This window comes from Campylobacter sp. S4:11, assembly GCF_024723695.1.
Classification (GTDB): domain Bacteria; phylum Campylobacterota; class Campylobacteria; order Campylobacterales; family Campylobacteraceae; genus Campylobacter_D; species Campylobacter_D jejuni_C.
Genome location: NZ_JANQDC010000008.1, coordinates 1 through 15,780 on the forward strand (window position 1 = coordinate 1; position 15,780 = coordinate 15,780).

The 15,780-nt window shown below is 28.2% G+C and carries 20 protein-coding genes and 2 pseudogenes; 17 read left to right on the forward strand and 5 right to left on the reverse strand.

Annotated elements, in window-relative coordinates; translation table 11 throughout:
• The 9 genes and pseudogenes from CAMP5053_RS04050 to CAMP5053_RS08635 form a co-directional block, all read left to right on the forward strand.
• Nucleotides 1-610: phosphoglycerate kinase (locus tag CAMP5053_RS04050; RefSeq protein ID WP_337217325.1), on the forward strand; the 610-nt coding region annotated here is incomplete at its 5' end.
• Nucleotides 607-1,287: a triose-phosphate isomerase gene (locus CAMP5053_RS04055; protein ID WP_337217326.1), complete on the forward strand. Its 681-nt coding sequence runs from the start codon at nucleotides 607-609 to the stop codon at nucleotides 1,285-1,287. The genes CAMP5053_RS04050 and CAMP5053_RS04055, both read left to right, overlap by 4 nt.
• Before the next feature lie 3 nt (nucleotides 1,288-1,290).
• The gene (locus CAMP5053_RS04060) at nucleotides 1,291-2,925 is read left to right on the forward strand and encodes a hydrogenase small subunit (RefSeq protein WP_214125872.1); all 1,635 of its coding nucleotides are present in this window, start codon (nucleotides 1,291-1,293) and stop codon (nucleotides 2,923-2,925) included.
• A 125-nt stretch (nucleotides 2,926-3,050) separates the two neighbouring features.
• The gene (locus CAMP5053_RS04065) at nucleotides 3,051-3,596 is read left to right on the forward strand and encodes an ATP-binding protein (protein ID WP_214125874.1); all 546 of its coding nucleotides are present in this window, start codon (nucleotides 3,051-3,053) and stop codon (nucleotides 3,594-3,596) included.
• 12 nt (nucleotides 3,597-3,608) lie between these two features.
• On the forward strand, nucleotides 3,609-4,301 hold the full coding sequence (gene dut / locus CAMP5053_RS04070) for a dUTPase (RefSeq protein ID WP_261529472.1): 693 nt from the start codon (nucleotides 3,609-3,611) through the stop codon (nucleotides 4,299-4,301).
• Nucleotides 4,298-5,008: an EI24 domain-containing protein gene (locus CAMP5053_RS04075; protein WP_337217327.1), complete on the forward strand. Its 711-nt coding sequence runs from the start codon at nucleotides 4,298-4,300 to the stop codon at nucleotides 5,006-5,008. Before dut ends, CAMP5053_RS04075 begins: the two co-directional genes overlap by 4 nt.
• Entirely contained in the window at nucleotides 5,001-5,408 is a 408-nt protein-coding gene (locus tag CAMP5053_RS04080) for a pyridoxamine 5'-phosphate oxidase family protein (protein ID WP_337217328.1), read from the forward strand. Before CAMP5053_RS04075 ends, CAMP5053_RS04080 begins: the two co-directional genes overlap by 8 nt.
• A 130-nt stretch (nucleotides 5,409-5,538) precedes the next feature.
• Nucleotides 5,539-6,192 (forward strand): annotated as a pseudogene (locus CAMP5053_RS08630) (cache domain-containing protein); the annotation flags it as partial.
• A gap of 951 nt (nucleotides 6,193-7,143) precedes the next feature.
• Nucleotides 7,144-7,536 (forward strand): annotated as a pseudogene (locus CAMP5053_RS08635) (methyl-accepting chemotaxis protein); the annotation flags it as partial.
• 33 nt (nucleotides 7,537-7,569) lie between these two features.
• Here CAMP5053_RS08635 and fldA read toward each other — a convergent pair.
• From fldA to CAMP5053_RS04110, 5 genes are all read right to left on the reverse strand, one after another.
• Complete coding sequence (fldA, locus tag CAMP5053_RS04090) at nucleotides 7,570-8,061, reverse strand: flavodoxin FldA (protein WP_087700459.1); 492 nt, start codon at nucleotides 8,059-8,061, stop codon at nucleotides 7,570-7,572.
• Nucleotides 8,062-8,754 (reverse strand): hypothetical protein, encoded by a 693-nt coding sequence (locus tag CAMP5053_RS04095; RefSeq protein ID WP_337217329.1) that lies wholly within the window; start codon nucleotides 8,752-8,754, stop codon nucleotides 8,062-8,064.
• A gap of 1 nt (nucleotide 8,755) precedes the next feature.
• Entirely contained in the window at nucleotides 8,756-9,073 is a 318-nt protein-coding gene (locus CAMP5053_RS04100; RefSeq protein ID WP_087700457.1) for a DUF2325 domain-containing protein, read from the reverse strand.
• An 84-nt stretch (nucleotides 9,074-9,157) separates the two neighbouring features.
• A complete protein-coding gene (truD, locus tag CAMP5053_RS04105) occupies nucleotides 9,158-10,291 on the reverse strand; it encodes a tRNA pseudouridine(13) synthase TruD (protein ID WP_337217357.1) in 1,134 nt (377 codons plus the stop codon).
• Nucleotides 10,260-11,081, reverse strand: a complete 822-nt coding sequence (locus CAMP5053_RS04110; RefSeq protein WP_337217330.1) for a thiamine-phosphate kinase — start codon at nucleotides 11,079-11,081, stop codon at nucleotides 10,260-10,262. Before CAMP5053_RS04110 ends, truD begins: the two co-directional genes overlap by 32 nt.
• Nucleotides 11,082-11,178: 97 nt before the next feature.
• Between CAMP5053_RS04110 and CAMP5053_RS04115 the strand changes: the two genes are divergently transcribed.
• Genes CAMP5053_RS04115 through flgN form a run of 8 tightly spaced genes read left to right on the forward strand, consistent with a single transcriptional unit; the run spans nucleotide 11,179 to nucleotide 15,773 of the window.
• Nucleotides 11,179-11,817 (forward strand): DUF5644 domain-containing protein, encoded by a 639-nt coding sequence (locus CAMP5053_RS04115; protein ID WP_087700455.1) that lies wholly within the window; start codon nucleotides 11,179-11,181, stop codon nucleotides 11,815-11,817.
• Between the two features lie 9 nt (nucleotides 11,818-11,826).
• Complete coding sequence (locus CAMP5053_RS04120; protein WP_337217331.1) at nucleotides 11,827-12,531, forward strand: HdrB C-terminal domain-containing protein; 705 nt, start codon at nucleotides 11,827-11,829, stop codon at nucleotides 12,529-12,531.
• Entirely contained in the window at nucleotides 12,515-12,910 is a 396-nt protein-coding gene (locus CAMP5053_RS04125; RefSeq protein ID WP_337217332.1) for a hypothetical protein, read from the forward strand. Before CAMP5053_RS04120 ends, CAMP5053_RS04125 begins: the two co-directional genes overlap by 17 nt.
• Nucleotides 12,903-13,559 carry an RsmD family RNA methyltransferase gene (locus CAMP5053_RS04130; RefSeq protein ID WP_214099934.1) on the forward strand — a complete coding sequence of 219 codons (657 nt, stop codon included), beginning with the start codon at nucleotides 12,903-12,905 and terminating at the stop codon, nucleotides 13,557-13,559. The genes CAMP5053_RS04125 and CAMP5053_RS04130 overlap by 8 nt, the downstream gene beginning before the upstream one ends.
• Before the next feature lie 58 nt (nucleotides 13,560-13,617).
• Nucleotides 13,618-14,664, forward strand: coding sequence for a flagellar basal body P-ring protein FlgI (locus CAMP5053_RS04135; RefSeq protein WP_087700451.1), 1,047 nt, complete (start codon nucleotides 13,618-13,620; stop codon nucleotides 14,662-14,664).
• Nucleotides 14,664-15,029: a rod-binding protein gene (locus CAMP5053_RS04140; RefSeq protein WP_039617679.1), complete on the forward strand. Its 366-nt coding sequence runs from the start codon at nucleotides 14,664-14,666 to the stop codon at nucleotides 15,027-15,029. The genes CAMP5053_RS04135 and CAMP5053_RS04140 overlap by 1 nt, the downstream gene beginning before the upstream one ends.
• Before the next feature lie 60 nt (nucleotides 15,030-15,089).
• Nucleotides 15,090-15,296, forward strand: a complete 207-nt coding sequence (locus tag CAMP5053_RS04145; protein WP_039625456.1) for a hypothetical protein — start codon at nucleotides 15,090-15,092, stop codon at nucleotides 15,294-15,296.
• Nucleotides 15,297-15,338: 42 nt separating this feature from the next.
• Nucleotides 15,339-15,773: a flagellar export chaperone FlgN gene (gene flgN / locus CAMP5053_RS04150; protein WP_214125879.1), complete on the forward strand. Its 435-nt coding sequence runs from the start codon at nucleotides 15,339-15,341 to the stop codon at nucleotides 15,771-15,773.
• The last annotated feature ends 7 nt before the right edge of the window (nucleotides 15,774-15,780 follow it).

Here is a 15,780-nt window from a genome sequence, read left to right on the forward strand (position 1 = left end):
TGGTTCTAAAGTAAGTGGGAAATTACAAGCTTTAACTAACTTACTTCCAAAAGTAGATAAGCTCATCATAGGTGGAGGTATGGCCTTTACTTTCTTAAAAGCTCAAGGTTATGATATAGGAAATTCTCTTTTAGAAGAAGATTTAATTGAAGAAGCAAATAAAATCTTACTCAAAGGTAAAAATCTAGGGGTAAAAATTTATCTTCCTGTGGATGTTACAGCAGCACAAACTTGCTCTCAAGAAGCAGTGATGAAATACACCCCTGTACAAGAAATTCCTGCCGGTTGGATGGGACTTGATATAGGTCCTGCTAGTGTAAGATTATTTAAAGAAGCACTTTCTGATGCTCAAACTATATGGTGGAATGGACCTATGGGGGTTTTTGAAATTGATAAATTCTCAAAAGGTAGCATTAAAATGAGCCATTATATTAGCGAATCTCATGCAACAACTGTAATAGGTGGTGGTGATACTGCTGATGTTGTGGCAAGAGCAGGTGATGCTGATGAGATGACTTTCATTTCAACTGGCGGTGGAGCATCATTAGAACTTATAGAAGGCAAAGAGCTTCCTGGTGTAAAACCTTTAACCATAAAGGATAATGAATGATTTTTGCAGCAAATTTAAAGTGCAATCATACAAGATCAAGCTTTGAACTTTATGCTCAAGAATTAAATCAAAATTTAAACAAAGAAGATGAAATTTTCATCTTCCCTCCTAGTATAGCTTTTTTAAAAGAAAATTTTTCCTTTCAACAAGGCGCGCAGAATTTCTACCCTTGTGAAAATGGAGCCTATACCGGAGAAATAGGTAAAATTCACTTAGAAGAATTTAACATCAAGAGTGTTTTAATCGGTCATTCTGAAAGAAGAACTTTAAGTGAAGATGAAAGCTTTTTAAAGGCTAAATTTGATTTTGCAAAAAATCTTGATTTTAACATCATTTATTGCATAGGTGAAAGTTTAGAAACTAAGAATGCCAACAAAAGTTTGGATTTTTTAAAAAAACAAATTGAAAATATTGACTTATCTTATAAAAAACTTATTATAGCTTATGAGCCTATTTATTCTATAGGCACAGGAGTTAGTGCTAATCTTGATGATATTAATACCATACTTAATTTTTTAAGAGAATTTACTAACGCTAAGCTTTTATATGGTGGAAGTGTTAATCAAAGCAATATTAAAGAAATTTGTGCTTTAAAAAATTGTGATGGAGTATTGATAGGTTCAGCTGCATTAAATGCAAATGATTTTTTAAATATGATACAAATAGCTAAAGGTTAAAAAATGTCTTTAAGCAATGAAGAGTTAAAAAGCATATTAGAGCATAAAATCGCTCTATTAGAAAACTCACACAAAGAAGAAAAAAATATCTCATTAGAGGCTGTAAATTCTATCATTAAAATTTTAGGTTTGCCAAGTGATTTTAACCCTTTGGCACATAGATATTTCCAACTTCACACCCCACCTAGCCTTATATGGCTTCATTTAAGCGAATGTACAGGGTGTAGTGAAAGTTTGCTTAGAACTTCATTGCCTGACTTTTTAGATCTGATTTTTGATTTTATTTCTTTAGAATACCATGAAACCTTCATGAGTGCAAGTGGGCATCAAGCAGAATCGCATTTAGAGGAAGTTTTAGAAAAAAAAGATTTTCTTTTAGCTGTTGAAGGTGGGGTTTGTGCTATAGATCCTTTTTATCTAACTATAGGAGCACATGGTGAAAATGGATATGAAATTTTACAAAAATGTGCTAAAAATGCTAAAACAATCTTTGCTATGGGAACTTGCTCAAGCTATGGAGGAATTCAAGCTGCACATCCAAATCCCACCAAAAGCATAGGAATTTCTAAAGTCTTAGAAGAAAAAGTAATCAATATACCAGGTTGTCCCCCAAGTGATGTAAATATCATCGCAGCGCTTTGCTTTTATATATTATTTGAACAAGACATGGCTTTAGATGAGCAAAATAGACCTTTAGCCTTTTATGGAAAATGCTTGCATGATTTATGTGAAAGAAAAGCTAAATTTGAAGCAGGAAATTTTGCTCAAAGTTTTGATGATGAGAATATAAAACAAGGCTATTGTCTTTTTAAAGTAGGTTGCAAAGGACCTTATGCTTACAATAACTGCCCTAAGGTTAAATTTAACTCCAAAACCTCTTGGCCAGTAGCTGCAGGACATGGCTGTATTGCCTGTAGTGAAGAAAATTTTTGGGATGATTTTGGTTTTTATGAAAAACCTATGAGTAATGAATTTGCTTATAATGATTTTTCTATTATATTAGATGATAAAATAATTCATAATAGTTCTATCAACGAGCTTAATTCAGATAATATTTTACTAGATTTAGAAAGCGAAATTAGTGGGATTTTTTATCAAAATGATACAAAGATTAATTTTTTAGATTTTAGTTTTGAAGCTAATCCTAAAGTTTTTTTAAATAATTTCGCAAAAACCAAAATGGCTATGACTTTAGTACAAAATTACCAAGAGCAATTTAAAACATATTATGATTTTATACAAGAAAATTATGATGATGAAAGCAAAATTAGCAATAATATCTTAGATTTATTTTATTTTATCTATCCAATTATTAGCGGAAAAAAATTAAGCCATTTAGATGAGTTTTTAGATCTTGCTTTAGCTTATAAGTTTAAACATCCTAGCAAATTTGATTTTAAAATCACAATTAATGAACAAGCAAAGCTTGATGTTTCTAAATCTATGCGTATGCCTTTGATTTACATTTTAGGTGGCTTAGATAAAGAAGCTATTGCTTTTGGATTGATTTTTTCTTTAAAAGAACATTTAAAACAAGCTTTAAAAGCATGCAAAAAAATACACAATAAAAAGCAAATTTTAATATGTGCAAAAAATGAAAAATTATTAAAATTATTTTGGGATTTAACGAGCATTTAAAGACTTAATGTTAAAATATTTATCTCCCTAATATTTGAAATTTGCAAAGTATAAAAACTTTGCAAATTTGTTTAAGATTGAGTTATTTTGACGATATAACTTTATCTTGACTTGAAAGGAATGTTATGCAAATTTCTAGTTATAATTCTCAAAATTTTTCTATGGATATTAAAACAAAAAATGGCAATCATCTTTCTTTTTCCATGTATGACAAAAAAGAAGCAAAATTAGACAAAGATGGTAACTCGGCTTCTTTAAGTCTTAGAAATCAATTTGGTTTTTCATTCTCATATAATGGAACCAAACTTTCACAAGAAGAAATTGAAGAAATAAAAGAAGCAGTAGCTAAAGTACAACCACAAATAGATGAATTTATGAAAAACTCAAGAGTAGGAACCTTAAAACCAAAAGAGCTTATCACCACTGCAATGAAAATCGGCAATGCCTTACCTGAACCAAAAAATGAAGAACATAAAAAAGCTACTTTACATGAATTATTTAACACCATGGATAAGAGTTTAAACAAAGAAATAAATAAAACAGACCTTGAAGATATTAAAAAGCAAATTTTCCAAGATAGTGCTAAATTATTAGAAGAAATTTGGGAACAATACAACAAGCAAAAAGAAGAAAAAAAAGAAGATAACAAAGAATTTGGATTTTATGCTTAAAAAGGAAATGCAATGGAAGTAAAAGATATTTTAAAAAGCATGCTAGAACTCCAGCAAAAATTAAACGATGATACCAATGGCATAGGTTGGGAAAATGGTTATACTAAAGAGGGTAAATTAATTAGTTTTAGAAGATGCATTTATATGGAGTGCGCTGAGCTTATTGATTCTTTTGCTTGGAAACACTGGAAAAGCATATACACTCCTGCAAACTGGGACAATGTACGCATTGAAATAGTGGATATATGGCATTTTATTTTAAGTTTGATTTTAGAAGAATATAAAGAAAAACAAATCAATGATAAAAATTTTATCGCAGAAGAAGTTTCTTCTGTAACTTTTTTTGATGATTTTTGTAAAGAAACTTCCAATCCAAATGAAGCAGATATTTATGGAATTTTAAATGATATTGAACTTATTATCCATAAGTGCAGTGGTTTTGATTATGATTTAGGCGAGCTTTTGGGTGTGTATTTTGTTTTAGCTAGAAAATGTGGTTTAAATTTCTATGAACTTTATAAAATCTATATTGGAAAAAATATTTTAAATCAATTCAGACAAGAAAATGGCTACAAAGAAGGTACTTATAAAAAAACATGGAATGGCACAGAAGATAACGAAGTTTTAAATCGAATTTTAAAAGAAACACTAGATTATAAAGAAATTTATCGAAAACTTCAAGAAAATTATAATCAAATAAAATGAACATATTATATCTAAGCTTGCAAGATTTTCTTAGCAAGCCATTTTTAAAATTTTCTCTTTTGCCTTTCTTAATCAGTGTAATTATTTTTGCTTTTCTTATATATTATAGTTATGATATATTTTTTTCTTATATAGAAGATGTAGTTAGCGGATCTTTTATGGCTTGGTTTTTTAGTTTTTCCATAGTGCAATTTTCACTTGCATTTTTGAGTGCCATAGGTGGGTTTTTTATAGTGATATTTGCCTCAGTGTTTTTTACCATGCTGATAATTTCTTTTTTAACTCCTTATATTGTTAAAAAGATTAATCAAAAATATTACAACTATCCCATACAAAAAGCAGTAAATTCTTTAGAAGTTTTACTTAAAACATTCAAAATTATACTCATTTCATGTGTGTTATTTGTGATAGCTACTTTCTTGTTAATTATACCTTTTATTAGTATTGTGATTTATTATGGAGTATTTTATTATTTATTTCACAAACTTTTATTATTAGACGTATTAAGCAATGTTTTAGATAAAAACAACTTTGATGATTTTTATAAAGACTCATCACCTTTATACTTTAAAATCATCACTCTAATCTTTTTTGCTTTATCAAGTATTCCTTTGCTTGGTTTATTTTTGCAAGTATTTTATGTGATTTTTCTAACTCACTTAAGTTATCAAAAAATTTTAAAACTTAAAGCTAGTAATAATGGATGAAAGAATTAAAAATTTCATCCTTTCTCAAAAACTTTTAAATTTAAGTATGCTTGATGAGGATGGTGGAGTATATTGTGCAAACTGTTATTATGCCTTTGATAGTCAAAATTTAGCTTTAATCTTTGCTAGTGAAGAACGCACTAAACACGTTCAGCTTGCTCACAAAGCACCCAAAGTAGCAGTTAATATAGCATTAGATACAGATATTATTAATCTCATTAAAGGAGTGCAAATTAAAGCTCTTTTTCAAAAAGCTACCAAAGAACAAGAAAAAATATATTATGAAAAATTTCCCTTTGCAAAACTTGCAAAAGCTTGTGTTTTTGCTCTAAATATACAATGGGCAAAATACACTGATAACAAAATTCTACTCTCCAAAAAATTAGAATTTTTTATTTAAAATAATATTAAAAATATAATATTTTTTAATTAAAATAAACATTTTTTATAATTATTTAAATGTTTTTTGAATAAAATCTTATAAATTATTATAATCACAAAGCTAAAAATTAGCTTTCCAAGGAGAAAATATGCTCTCTTCAGCAAAAAAATATCTACTAGGTAATTTTTCTAATAAAATAGCCTTTTTGGTTTGTATCTTTGTTGTAGTTTTACTATGCGTTTTAGGTATTTTTAACTATGTTAAGTCTAAATCCAATAGCCATACACTACTAGTTCAGTTTCAACAAAAAGTTGCCTTTGATGTGAGTAAAAGATTTGATTTATATGCAAGCGACAGACGCAATGTGATTAATTCCTTAACAAAATACATTAAAGAAAATAAAAACAATCTAACACCAGAACAATACACTAGTTTACTAAAATCCATAGGAGATTCTTTAGGTTTTGACTTAACTTATGTAGGCTTTGAAGATGGTAAAATATACAGATCCAATGGAAACAACCAAACTCCAGAAAGTGGATATGATCCTAGAGCTAGAGGTTGGTACAAAGAGGCTAAAGAAAAAAAAGAGTTAATTGTTACAGAACCTTATATATCATCTAGTATGAAAAAACCTACAATTTCTTATGCTAGTCCTATTATAGAAAATGGAAAAGTTATAGGAGTAGTGGCTGCTGATTATGATTTGAAAAAATTCTCAGAGGAAGTTTTAGCCATAGGTAAAACACCTTATTCACATGCAGCGGTTTTGGCTCATGATGGAACTTATCTTTTTCACACTGATTCATCTAGAATTTTAACATCGACTGAAATTAGCAAAGATATTATTTCAAGTTATTTTAAAACACCTGAAGGTTTAAATAAAACTCTTTCTAAAGACATTTTCAAAGTTCAAACTAAAGAAGAAGGAATTAAAGCTTTAATTTGTAATGGTAGTATTAATCCAAAATATACTATTTGTAGTATAGCTGATTATGACTTTTATAGTGACACAGCTAAACAAACACTAATAGAACAAATTATTATTTCATTAATTGCTATTTTCATAACTTTAGTATTTATTAGAATGATTATTTCTTATAATCTTAAACCTATTGCAATTATTTCATCAGGATTACATAATTTCTTTAACTATCTAAATCATAAAGATGTCCATTCTCATCCTATCAAACTTAAAACACAAGATGAATTTGGAAAAATGGCTGATGAAATCAATGAAAATATTGAAATTATTAAAGAGGCGTTAAGCAAAGATGCAAAAGCTATTGAAGAATCTGTAAGTGTTGCTAGAAAAATAGAAACAGGTGAGCTTGATTTGCACATTAGCTCTCACGCCAACAACCCTCAAATTCAAGAACTCATAGAAGTTTTAAACAAAATGCTTACCACCTTACAAGCAAAAATAGGTCGTGATTTAAACGAAATTCAAGCCGTGTTTGATAGTTATAAACATTTAGATTTTACAGCAGCTATCAACACACCAAAAGGCGATGTAGAAAAAGCAATCAATGCACTAGGAAATGAAATTAAGAATATGCTCTCACAATCACTTAATCAAGGTGAATTACTAAATCAAAAAGCTGAAGCACTCAAACAAAGCATGCAAGAGCTTACCAATGATGCTACCCATCAAACATCATCATTACAAGAAAGTGCAAGGGCTTTAGAGCAAATGAACTCAGCAATGAGTGAAATTTCCATTAAAGCACAAGATGTGGTAAAACAAAGCAATGACATCAAAAGCGTAACCACAGTAATTTCAGATATAGCTGAGCAAATTAATCTCCTTGCATTAAATGCTGCTATTGAAGCTGCACGTGCAGGTGAGCACGGTAGAGGCTTTGCTGTTGTTGCGGAGGAAGTTAGAAACCTAGCAGAAAGAACTCAAAAGTCTTTAGGTGAGATTGAAGCTAATACTAATATCTTAGCTCAATCCATTAGCGATATGGGAGATTCTATCAAAGAGGAAGCAAATGATATTAGTCAAATCAACGAATCGGTTGCAACTATAGAAAAACTTACACAGCAAAATTCTCAAACAGCTATACGAACTAATGCTATTGCCAATGAAGTAGATTCCTTAGCACAAGATATATTAAGCGAAACTAAAAAAAGAAAGTTCTAAAACACAAAAGATGCCTTTTAGGCATCTTTTTTATTAAGAAAAAGAAGGTCTAATTTGCTCTAGCCAAGCATCAATTCTACTTTCTGTTAAATCTTCATGATTGTCATTGTCCAATGCTAATCCTACAAATTTATCACCTTCTACAGCATCACTTGCTTCAAAAGTATAACCACCTGTAGAAACAGCACCAACTAAATTTGCGCCTGCTGTTTTTAAAGCTTGAGCAAGTTTACCCATAGCACTACAATAAGTATCTGAATAACTTTCACTATCTCCCATACCAAAAACTGCAACAGTTTTGCCACTAAGATTTAAAGCAGAAAAATCAAAACCATCCCAATCATCTTGAAAATCTCCACTTCCCCAAGTAGAAGTACCACAAATTAATTTATCATAAGAATTTATTTTTTCTGCATTAATATCTGCAATATTTAATACATCAGAAATTCCTAATTTTTGAGCAATCATATTTGCTGCACTTTCAGTATTACCCATAGAGCTACCATAAATTACTGCTATTGACATTTAACATCTCCTTAAAATTTGATTATTAATAGTATAGGGGACTAATTTTAGCAAAGTTTTGTTATTTTCACATAAATTATGTCTTATTTCTTTGTGTTGAGTGAAATTTTTATTTCTTGGATACACAATATAAAACCTTTCAAAAGAATTATCTTTTATAAATTGCAAGGCAAGCTCTATATCTTTATCATTATCTTTATAAAATAAAGGCATAACCGCTATTTTTTCATTGATGATAATAATGTTTTTACAAATCTTTACTTTGGATTTAGTATTGCTTTTACAAATTTTATCATACACAAAAGCTTCAAAAGCCACTTGCAAAGGCAAAGTAAAACTAGATGATAAAAACACATTTTGTATTAATTTAGCTAAAGCATATTTTGGTATATTTGATTTAAGCTGTATTTTATTTAAATTTCCTTCTTTATATGCTTTGATGATTTTATGAGAACATGGACAAAATTGTTTTACTCTACCAAATCTCAAAGTTCTTTCTGTACTCATATTTTGAATTTTTAACTCAAAAATATTTCTTAAACAACTAGCTTGTTTTGCATAGATATAAGGTATTTTTAATTCGTTTTCAACCAAAGAATTATATAAATTTAAAAAAATATAATGAATACTTTTTCGCTCTAAATCTCTAAATATTTTAGGTATAAAATCCTCTTTTTCATTAAATCCAAACATATTAATCCTTTTTTGAACACTCATATGTTTGATCAAGACCAAAAACCTTACAGTATTCACAATACACACAACTCACACTGCGTTTAGCACAAACTAAAGGTATATTGCGTTTTTTTGCCTCTGTTTTGATTTTTTTCATAGTATTATGGTTTAAAAAACTAGTAAGCATAACTATACATTCAGTATTTTGAGGAATGGGTTTTCTATTTACCCTATTTTCATTTCTAGCATCCCAATGCTCTATATTTTTTGCACCTAGGTTTGTTAAAACTGCCTTAATTGGAGTTATTTCATCTGCTCCGATAACCAAAACTGACATTGAGCTTTCCTTTTTATAAAAATGATAATTGTTATTATAATTTATAAAAGATAAATTTTAACTGATACTCAATATCATTTTTAATTATATATTATGGGTTTGTTCAAAGATATCTGTATGTAAAATTTCTTCTAAGACTACCGTAGCATACGAGCCTTTTTGTAAGAAAAATTCCAAAGTAAAATGAGCTTTTTCTTCATCATAATGACTTTTGCAATCTTGCAAATAAGACCACATAAAGCGTCTTGAACCTTGTATCTTATCTTTAAACTCATATGCAAAAGAAAAAATCTCATCTTCTAATTTTTTAGCTAAACCTTCGTTTGCCTCATAAGCTTTAGAACCTATTAAAAGACCCATTGCGCTAATATCTTTTTGATTAAATCTTTCTACTTCACTTGATAAATCTTCACATATAAAACATTTACCAAAAGGATAATGTCCTAAAACTTCGCCCTTTAAAAGCTTAAAAAACTGCTTTTGATTTTTTAAACTTTTGATTTCTTCTTTTTCTAAATCATAAATTTGTTTTATTTCTTTTTCACTAAAATCATTGATAAAATGTGATAATTCTACTCTTTTGCTCAAATATCTATTAAAAAGCTCACTTTGAAAAGCAGAAATTAAAAATTCTTGCATTTTTTTATTTTTGATTTTTTTACCTTTTAAAATTTCTAGTCCTTGTGAAAAATTATCTTGAAATTTACCAAAACGCTGATATCCAAAATAATTAGCAAAACCTTGTTCTTGGATATTTTTGAAAGCTTGTTCTATTTTTAAAGCATCTACTTTTGAAACTTTTTTTAATCTTATAAAAAATGAATTTCCTTTTAAATGCCCTATTCTAAGTTTATTATCATGGTAAAAACTTTCTAAAATTTTCATCTTTTCATGTTTAAAATTTTTTAAACCTTCTTCAAATTTTTTAGGCATAGAAATATATTGAAAAGTTAAACCTTGTTTATCTTTTAAACCACTATAACCAAAATCTTTCATTTTAACACCACTTTGCTCACTTAAAATTCTCAAAGCTTCACTAGTGCTAAGATCCTTTTTTTGTATATGCAAAATTAAATGTTCACCTTTACCACTAAATTCATACAAAGGCTTTTCTCTTACTACAAAATCATTGCTATTTTTCGAAAAATACACATTTATCGGACTATGTTTTAAAGCATATAAGGGTTTAAAAATGATGTTCTCTTCCATAAAATTTATACCTTCCTATTGTTGTTTTTGCAAAAATATTTAGTTTAACTCTATGCTTTTTAGCTATATTTTGTATAAATGCTTTATGTTTTTTATCAAAAGCAAATAAAATTTCATACTCTTCTGCACTATTTAAGCTAAATTTATCTAATTTTTTAAGGAATTTTATACTAAGTTGGTTTTGAAATAACATTCTTGATAAGTCTTTATTCAAACCATCTGAAATATCCATACTTACTCTGACTTTTTTTGCTATATCGTAAAAAAATTTCTGCCTTAAATTTGGTTTTATAAAACGATGTTTAGAATGTAATTTTCCACCGCGAAATAGTATATTTAAACCTTTTAAACTCTCACCTAATTTCCCACTAAAAGCAAACAAATCTCCTTTTTTTAAACCTTTTCTAAAAATAGCCCTTTTATTTACTTTAGAAATAATAGTTACACTAATATTAATTTTCTTATCTGCTATGGTATCTCCGCCTATAATTTGCACCCCAAATTCTTTTGCACTATCTAGCAAACCTTTTTGCAAAGCTTTAACTTGTTTCATATCTAAACATTTTGGTAAAGAAAGCCCCAAAAGAGCATATTTTGGTGTAGCATTCATAGCAATTGTATCAGAAATATTAACAAGCATAGCCTTTGCACCAATTTGCTCTAAACTCATCCAAGAGCGTTTAAAATGCACATCTTCACAAAATAAATCTTTAGAATAACAATATCCATCGATGATTGCCCCATCATCTCCATTGATAGGATTAGCAAAGGCATTGATAATAAATTTTTCTTTATCCATGTGAGTATTTTATACAAAAAGCTTTTAATTTTATATAATAATCAAATTTTTATAAGTTTAAAATGTATATAATGAAAAATAATACCAAGGATAAAATATGCAAATAACTTTAAGAATTTTTCGTTTTGATAAAGATAGTGATTATTTAGCTTATTATAAACCTTATGTTTATGATAGTAAAAATTTTAAAAGTGTTTATGATATTTTAGTGCAAGTGAAAAAAGATGATATATATTTTGACTTTGAAGAAAATCCAGAAAGTTGCATCAAAATCAACCAAGTTGCTATTAGACAAAGAAGAGATTTAAATAATATCATTGAAAAATTTGGAAAAGAACTCATCATAGAACCACTCGATACTAAAAGAGCTATTAAAGATTTAATCATGGATAAAGGCGATTTTTTAGAAAAATTAGAACTTTTTAAAGGACTTATTGATATACACGATGTAGAACTTTACAAACAATATGATTTTTTATATTATACAAGTGAAGCTAGAGAATTTTTACCTGAATATCTAGGTGATAGCTTTTTTATATTTGCTTATAAGATGTTACTTAAATATCCAGAAAAAGCACCGCAATTTTTAAAATTAGTCGCAGACGAAGAAAAAGGGATTTATTATCACACTAAATTTAAAAATTTTATTTCATCCAATGAACTTGATTATGAATCTTATATTAAAGAATTAAAAGTTATGCTTGTAAAATCAGGTCTTGCAAGAAATATATTTTAAGGAATAAAAATGTATAAAATTTATACTAACAGCAACAATGATTTATTCTGCCATTTTGATATTATCAAAAATATTTTAGATAAAATTAATGTTGAAAATGCTCTTTATGAAAAACCTTTAGGAAAAAATTATTTTATTATTGATTATGATCCTAAAGACATTTTAGATGAATATTCAAGAATGATGGGTGAGGATAATATCTTAGCTTGCGAATACAGCTCTTATGAGATTATGAGTAAAATTGAAAAAATTCAATATGCCCCAAAAGTTTTTTTAGATTACCTTAAACAAGAGCATATTAAGTATTTTTTTGATCAATTTAATATAGGCATATACCAAGGATTTTCGAATGCAAGTTGTTCTTTAGAGCTTGCTAAAATACTTAAAGCAAATATAATAGATTTTGAAAGAAAATACAAAAGTTGCGGTTATAGTTTTTTAAATTTAAACGCTGAGTTAGCTTATAAAAATGCAGCCGCTATTATGTTAGATGCTTATGATAGCGGTTGTGATTTTTTAGTAGTTGAAGATTTTTACTCTTTTTATATGTTTGATAAATGCTCCAAAGAACTACAAACTATTTCAAATAGGAATTTTGAAGATTTTTATATTTTAAGTTTTGCAGAACTTGCAAATTTAGCTCTAGGTATAGTACCATATACTTTGAAAAAACATAAATTAAAAGTGAGTTTAATCAATGAAAATCGCTCTTGAATGTAAAGATTTAATTTTAGAAAAAACTTTGGAAATTGCTTTAAAAGATTTTTTGGTTTTAAAAAAAGATTGTGATTTTTTGGTGTGCGATGAAAAAATCAACACGCAAAAACCACAATTTATCATTAATAAAAAATCAAACTTTTTATCTCATCCTTTTAATATAGAGGAATTAATTAATGCTTTAAATGATTTTAATACAAGTTTACAAAATATTGCCTATAAAATAGCTATGCGTGAGAAAAAAATCATGAATCAAAAATGTGAAGCCATTTTAGAGCAATTGCGTCAAGAAAGTCATGAAAAAATCGATGCAATATTTGATCTTTACAAAACAGAGTTAAAAAACCTCATCAAAGAAGAAAATAATAATGTATAAAACACAAGAATATCAAAGCGTAAAAGATTTTTTGAAAAATTACAAAGAAGGTAAAAAAACAAACTCAAAAAAACAAACTCAAAAAATTTACACCACCATAGAAAGTGGAATTTATAAGGGTAAAAAAATTTTACTTCCTAGCCTAGATACCACAAGAAGCACTAAAAGCATAGTAAAATCATGTGTTTTTAATGTTTTGCGTTTTTCTTTACAAGATAAGGTTTTTATAGAGGCCTTTGGAGGAAGCGCTTTGATGGCATTAGAAGCAAGAAGTAATGGTTGTTTAAAAAGTTATGCCATAGAAAAAGATAAAAAGGCTTATGAAATAGCTTTAAAAAACGCTTCTAGTGTTGATCAAAATACTCTTTGTTTTAATGATGATACTTTTAAAAAAACTCCTCAAATTATTCAAAATTCCAAAGAAGATATTATTTTATATCTTGATCCGCCTTTTGATATTAGAGAAGGTTTTTTTGATATTTATGAAAAAACTTTAAAATTGATAGAAAATATACAAAATTCAAATGTAAAAATCATTATTATAGAACATCACAGCACTTTTAAAACTCCAATTAAAATACAAAATTATGAAAAAACTAAAGAAAAAAAATTTGGCTCAACTACTCTAAGCTTTTACTCCTTTATATAAATTTGGAACTTTTTTTGCTTTAATTTATGTAAAATAGCATAGATTAAAGGAAGAATCGATGAGAATATTATTTTTAAGCTTAACGCTAAGTCTAAGTGTTTTTGCAGCTACTATCAAAGAACTTACTAATGTGGTAGGTGTTAGAGATAACCAACTTATAGGATATGGTTTGGTTGTTGGCTTAAATGGAAGCGGAGATGGTACAAGTAGCGAATTTACTCTACAATCTATTTCAAATATGCTTCAAGGTATGAATGTAAAAATTAGCCCGGGCGATATAAAATCAAAAAACACAGCAGCAGTAATGGTAACAGCAAAACTTCCTGCTTTTGCAAGAAGTGGGGATAAGCTTGATGTAAGTGTAGCTTCTTTAGGCGATGCAAAATCTTTACAAGGTGGAACCTTACTTATGACAGCTCTAAAAGGTGTTGATGGAGAAATTTATGCAGTAGCCCAAGGTTCTTTGGCAATAGGCGGACTTAGTCCAAGACCTGGTGCAGCAGGAACACACTCAACCTCAGCAAATGTTATTAATGGTGCAGTAGTAGAAAGAGAAATTCCACAAAATTTTAGCCAAAGTGAAGATTTAGTTTTAAGCTTAAAAGAAGCGGACTTTAAAACAGCTAACAATATAGAAAGAGTTTTAAATACTATTTTTGATACAGATATAGCAAAGGCTTTAGATTCTAGAACTATAAAATTAACAAAACCTGAAGAATTTTCTCATGTTGAATTTATGGCAAGAGTATTAGAACAAGATATAGCTTATACTCCAGAAAGTAAAGTAATCATCGATGAAAGAACAGGAACTATAGTAGCAGGTGTAAATATAGAAGTTGAACCTATATTAATCACTCATAAAGATATTACTATAAAAATTGATCCAAACAATACCGTAGCTTTAGGACAAAATGAAATCGATATGAAAGATGGTGGTATTTTAGATCCCGTATCTAATACTTTAAAAATCACAAACAATAAAACAACAGTGGCAAACATAGCTAGAATGCTAAATAAACTTGGAGCAGCACCAAATGATATCATAGCTATTATGCAAAATCTAAAAAGAGCCGGTGCAATTAGTGCTGAATTAGAGGTGATATGATGAGAGTTGATAATTATTTAGCGAGCAAAAATTATAGCAGTGAGCTTTATGAAAGTATTACTAAACACAACAATAGCTACAAGGCTGCTAAAAACTATGCAGATAGTGCTTTTAAAAACGATTTAACTCATATACAAGCATTAAACGATGAAGATAAAGCTTTAAAAGAACAAACCGATGCTTTTGAAGCTTTTTTAATCAAAAGCGTTTTGGATATTTCTTTAAAACAAGAAAATTCTTTATTTGGAAAAGACGCAAGTGATGAAATTTATTCATCTATGTATAATGATACTATGAGTAAAGCATTAAGCGGGGGGTTAGGTTTTTCAAAATTATTATTTGATTATTTAAAAGAAAGGGGTTAAGTTATTTTTTTAAGTGTCGATATAGTTCTTAGAGTTTTTCAATAGAACTGGAGGCTTAAAATGATAAACCCTATACATCAAAGTTATGTAGCTCAAGTTGCTACTAATGATTTAAATAAAACAGAAAACAAAGAAAACAACAAGGCAAAAGAAACTCAAAAAACAGAGGAAAGTAAAGCATCTTTGATTGCTTCACAAATAAAAAATGGCGCGTATAAAATAGACTTACAAGCCACTTCTAAAGCAATAGCAGATTCTTTATTATAATTTTTATCCTTTTTTGGGTTAGTGCCTAAGAAAGGATAAAAAATGGTTAAACAACACTTAGACGAAACAAATTCTATTTTAGAAAAACTCATCAATCTTACTTTAGAAGATATAACCCAAATTCAAGCTGCTAATCACCAACATGTAAGCAAAAGCGTAGAGGAAAAAACTAAACTTGTAAATGACTTTCAAATTGCTAAAAAAAATCTTGATAAGGCTTTAATAGAACTTAGCAATCAAGGAAATAATAAAGGCTTAGATGAGCTTTTAGACGATGAAGATAAAGAAAAACTTGCACTTTTAAAGCAAAATTTAAACACCTTACATCAAAAAAATAAAGAATACGCTAAATTAGCTCTTATTATTAAAAATTTTTACGACAATCTTTTAAATACAATGTTTGAACAAAATGGAACAAATAATGCTTATGGAGATAATAAGACAATTCCAGATTCATTATTTAAGATCAATGTTTAAAGGTTAA

What these genes read in the sequence shown, in the direction of transcription:
- CAMP5053_RS04055 (WP_337217326.1), top strand. Translation starts at nt 607, where the DNA reads ATGATTTTTGCAGCAAATTTAAAGTGCAATCATACAAGATCAAGCTTT.
- CAMP5053_RS04060 (WP_214125872.1), top strand. Translation starts at nt 1,291, where the DNA reads ATGTCTTTAAGCAATGAAGAGTTAAAAAGCATATTAGAGCATAAAATC.
- CAMP5053_RS04065 (WP_214125874.1), top strand. Translation starts at nt 3,051, where the DNA reads ATGCAAATTTCTAGTTATAATTCTCAAAATTTTTCTATGGATATTAAA.
- dut (WP_261529472.1), top strand. Translation starts at nt 3,609, where the DNA reads ATGGAAGTAAAAGATATTTTAAAAAGCATGCTAGAACTCCAGCAAAAA.
- CAMP5053_RS04075 (WP_337217327.1), top strand. Translation starts at nt 4,298, where the DNA reads ATGAACATATTATATCTAAGCTTGCAAGATTTTCTTAGCAAGCCATTT.
- CAMP5053_RS04080 (WP_337217328.1), top strand. Translation starts at nt 5,001, where the DNA reads ATGGATGAAAGAATTAAAAATTTCATCCTTTCTCAAAAACTTTTAAAT.
- fldA (WP_087700459.1), bottom strand. Translation starts at nt 8,061, where the DNA reads ATGTCAATAGCAGTAATTTATGGTAGCTCTATGGGTAATACTGAAAGT.
- CAMP5053_RS04095 (WP_337217329.1), bottom strand. Translation starts at nt 8,754, where the DNA reads ATGTTTGGATTTAATGAAAAAGAGGATTTTATACCTAAAATATTTAGA.
- CAMP5053_RS04100 (WP_087700457.1), bottom strand. Translation starts at nt 9,073, where the DNA reads ATGTCAGTTTTGGTTATCGGAGCAGATGAAATAACTCCAATTAAGGCA.
- CAMP5053_RS04110 (WP_337217330.1), bottom strand. Translation starts at nt 11,081, where the DNA reads ATGGATAAAGAAAAATTTATTATCAATGCCTTTGCTAATCCTATCAAT.
- CAMP5053_RS04115 (WP_087700455.1), top strand. Translation starts at nt 11,179, where the DNA reads ATGCAAATAACTTTAAGAATTTTTCGTTTTGATAAAGATAGTGATTAT.
- CAMP5053_RS04120 (WP_337217331.1), top strand. Translation starts at nt 11,827, where the DNA reads ATGTATAAAATTTATACTAACAGCAACAATGATTTATTCTGCCATTTT.
- CAMP5053_RS04125 (WP_337217332.1), top strand. Translation starts at nt 12,515, where the DNA reads ATGAAAATCGCTCTTGAATGTAAAGATTTAATTTTAGAAAAAACTTTG.
- CAMP5053_RS04130 (WP_214099934.1), top strand. Translation starts at nt 12,903, where the DNA reads ATGTATAAAACACAAGAATATCAAAGCGTAAAAGATTTTTTGAAAAAT.
- CAMP5053_RS04135 (WP_087700451.1), top strand. Translation starts at nt 13,618, where the DNA reads ATGAGAATATTATTTTTAAGCTTAACGCTAAGTCTAAGTGTTTTTGCA.
- CAMP5053_RS04140 (WP_039617679.1), top strand. Translation starts at nt 14,664, where the DNA reads ATGAGAGTTGATAATTATTTAGCGAGCAAAAATTATAGCAGTGAGCTT.
- CAMP5053_RS04145 (WP_039625456.1), top strand. Translation starts at nt 15,090, where the DNA reads ATGATAAACCCTATACATCAAAGTTATGTAGCTCAAGTTGCTACTAAT.
- flgN (WP_214125879.1), top strand. Translation starts at nt 15,339, where the DNA reads ATGGTTAAACAACACTTAGACGAAACAAATTCTATTTTAGAAAAACTC.